The sequence below is a fragment of the Nocardiopsis sp. TNDT3 genome (assembly GCF_003427465.1).
Taxonomy (GTDB): domain Bacteria; phylum Actinomycetota; class Actinomycetes; order Streptosporangiales; family Streptosporangiaceae; genus Nocardiopsis; species Nocardiopsis dassonvillei.
In genome coordinates, this window is the sequence record NZ_QPFC01001335.1 from 1 (window position 1) to 2607 (window position 2607).

The window sequence follows — 2607 nt, forward strand, 5'->3', positions numbered from 1 at the left end:
TCCCACCCCTGGGGAGCGGGCCAGGTCTTGTCGCCGCCGACGTTGTTCCACGCGCTCATGGGCCCGTCCACCGGCCCGAGCACCACGCCCTCCACCGGCTGGAGGTCCTCGCCCAGCAGGCGGGGGTTGCGGTACAGGTGCTCGCGGCCGCGGTGGCGCACCGACAGGAGCCGCCCGCCCAGCGCGGGGGCGGCGGTCAACCGCAGCACGCCGTTGTCCAGGACCACGAGTTCGTGCGCCCCGGAGGCGTCGCGCCGCACCTCGACGGGGCGGCTCACCTCTCGGCTCCGTTGACCAGGCACACCTTGCCGCGGCTCTCGCCCGCGGCCAGGCGGTAGGCGGCGTCGGCGTCGGCGAGGTCGAAGCGGTCGGAGACCACCCGCTCCGGGGACAGGCCCCAGCGCACCAGGTTCACCGACAGCTCCGCCATGGCGGGCAGCGAGGTCACCCAGGAGGCGTACAGGGTGAGCTGCTTGTGCAGGAGGGTGTCCGACACCTCGGTCTCCAGGGCGCCGCCCTCGCCGACGAGGGAGACGCGACCCCACTCGGCGGCGTTCTCCAGGGCCAGGGAGCGGCCCGGGCGCGACCCGGAGCAGTCGATGGCCGTGGCCGCGCCCCGGCCGGAGGTGACGCGGGCGATCTCGTCGGCCGCCTCCTCGGGCGAGGCCAGGGCGTCGAAGACGTCCAGGCCGGCGGCCCACTCGCGGCGGCGCTGGTTGGGCTCCACCCCGATCACGCGGGCCGCGCCCATGCCCCGGCCGATCATCCCGGCCGCCAGCCCCACCGGGCCCAGGCCCACGACGAGCAGGTCGCCGTCGCCGTTGACCCCGATGCGCCGCAGCCCCTCGTAGGCGGTGCCGAACCCGCAGGCGATGAGCGCGCCGTCCACGAAGGACAGCTCGTCGGGCAGGGGGACGCAGGTGGACTCCTCCGCCAGCAGGTACTCGGCGTGGCCCCCGTCGCGCTGCCAGCCGTAGGCCGCCCGGGAGGGGTCCGTGCAGCTGATCATGAAGCCGCGGCGGCAGTTGTCGCACAGCCCGCACCCGGCGATGTGGTACACGATGACGCGGTCGCCCGGGCCGAACCTGCGGCACCCCGGCCCGGCCTGCACGACCGTGCCCGAGGGCTCGTGGCCCGCGACGACGCCCTGGTAGGCGGGGCCCTCGACCCCCCGGTGCGTCTTGTGCTCGTGGTAGATGAAGCCGATGTCGCTGCCGCAGATGCCCGACGCGCCGACCCGGATCAGCACCTGTCCGGGGCCCGGCTCGGGCACGGGCAGGGTGTCCAGGACCGCGGTCGAGTCCCCGGGCAGGCGCACCCCGCGCATGGTCTCGGGGAGTGCGGTGGCGGCGGCCGTGGTGTTCATGACTGTGTTTCCCCCGTTCGGAGCGGCTAGGCGAGGCGGTTGGCCGCGCTGCGCCTGCTGATGACGACGTTGATCAGGACGGCGCCCACGATGATGAGGCCGCGCACCACGTCCTGGAAGAAGGAGTTGACGCCGAGCAGCACCAGGCCGTTGGCGATGACCGTGATGAAGACGACCCCGAGGAAGGTACCGCCGAGCGAGCCGCGTCCGCCGGCCAGGGCGGTACCGCCGATGACCACGGCGGCGATCACGTCGAACTCCAGCCCCGCGGCGGCGCCGCCGTTGCCCGAGCCCAGGCGGGCGGCGAGCAGCACGCCGGTGATGGCCGAGAGCAGGCCGGTGGTGGCGAACAGCAGGACGCGCACCCGGGCCACGTTGAGCCCGGCCAGCTGCGCGGCGGCGGCGTTGCCGCCGGTGGCGTAGACGGAGCGGCCGTAGGCGGTGTACTTGGCGACGTAGGCGAAGACCGCGAAGAGCACGAGCATGACCAGCGCGGCGGTCGGGACGCCCAGGACGGAGCCGCCGAGCACGTCGAGCAGGCCGCTCTCGGGCAGCGGCACGGGGAGCGCGTCGGTCATGTACAGCGCCATACCGCCCAGGACGCTCCACAGCCCCAGCGTGGTGATGAAGGAGGGCACGTTGAACCGGGCCCGGAGCCACCCGGCGAGGGCGCCCCACAGCACGCCCATGGCCAGGGTGAGCACGATGGCGCCGATCACGCCCAGGTTCCACTCGGTGGCGCCCTTGGCCACGATGACCGAGGCGAAGGCGACGGCCGGGCCGATGCTGATGTCGATCTCCCCGGCGATGATCACCAGGGTGACGCCCCAGGCCGCGATGCCGATCGTGGCGGCGTTGCGCAGCAGGCCGAGCTGGTTGTCCAGGCTCAGGAACCCGGAGGCGGAGAGCCCGAGGACGACGTAGAGGATCAGGATGGCGGCCAGGAGGCCGATCTCGTTGAGGCGGTGGCCGTAGCGGCCGATGAGGTCGCCGCGGGCGGAGACCGCCTCGCCGGTGACCTTGGTGGTGGTGGTCATTGGTCTACCTCGCCGTTCACGCCGCCATCGCGGCGGCCATGATGTTGTCCAGGGTGATGTCGTCGCCGGTGAACTCGCCTTGCAGCCGTCCTCCGCGCAGGGCGAGCACGCGGTCGCACACGAGCGGGAGCTCCTCCAGTTCGCTGGAGACGAAGAGGACCGCGGCCCCCTGTCCGGCCAGCTCGCGCACGATGGCGTAGATCT

At 73.4% G+C, this 2607-nt stretch carries 2 protein-coding genes and 2 pseudogenes; all 4 read right to left on the reverse strand.

Features of this window, described 5'->3' with window-relative positions; genetic code table 11:
• Nucleotides 1-278: pseudogene (locus DQW06_RS27505) on the reverse strand (hypothetical protein); the annotation flags it as partial.
• Nucleotides 275-1366 (reverse strand): zinc-binding dehydrogenase, encoded by a 1092-nt coding sequence (locus tag DQW06_RS27510; RefSeq protein WP_013152415.1) that lies wholly within the window; start codon nucleotides 1364-1366, stop codon nucleotides 275-277. The gene DQW06_RS27510 and the pseudogene DQW06_RS27505, both read right to left, overlap by 4 nt.
• Before the next feature lie 26 nt (nucleotides 1367-1392).
• The gene (locus DQW06_RS27515; protein ID WP_013152414.1) at nucleotides 1393-2403 is read right to left on the reverse strand and encodes an ABC transporter permease; all 1011 of its coding nucleotides are present in this window, start codon (nucleotides 2401-2403) and stop codon (nucleotides 1393-1395) included.
• Nucleotides 2404-2419: 16 nt separating this feature from the next.
• Nucleotides 2420-2607, reverse strand: a pseudogene (locus DQW06_RS27520) (heme ABC transporter ATP-binding protein); the annotation flags it as partial.

What these genes read in the sequence shown, in the direction of transcription:
- DQW06_RS27510 (WP_013152415.1), bottom strand. Translation starts at nt 1,366, where the DNA reads ATGAACACCACGGCCGCCGCCACCGCACTCCCCGAGACCATGCGCGGG.
- DQW06_RS27515 (WP_013152414.1), bottom strand. Translation starts at nt 2,403, where the DNA reads ATGACCACCACCACCAAGGTCACCGGCGAGGCGGTCTCCGCCCGCGGC.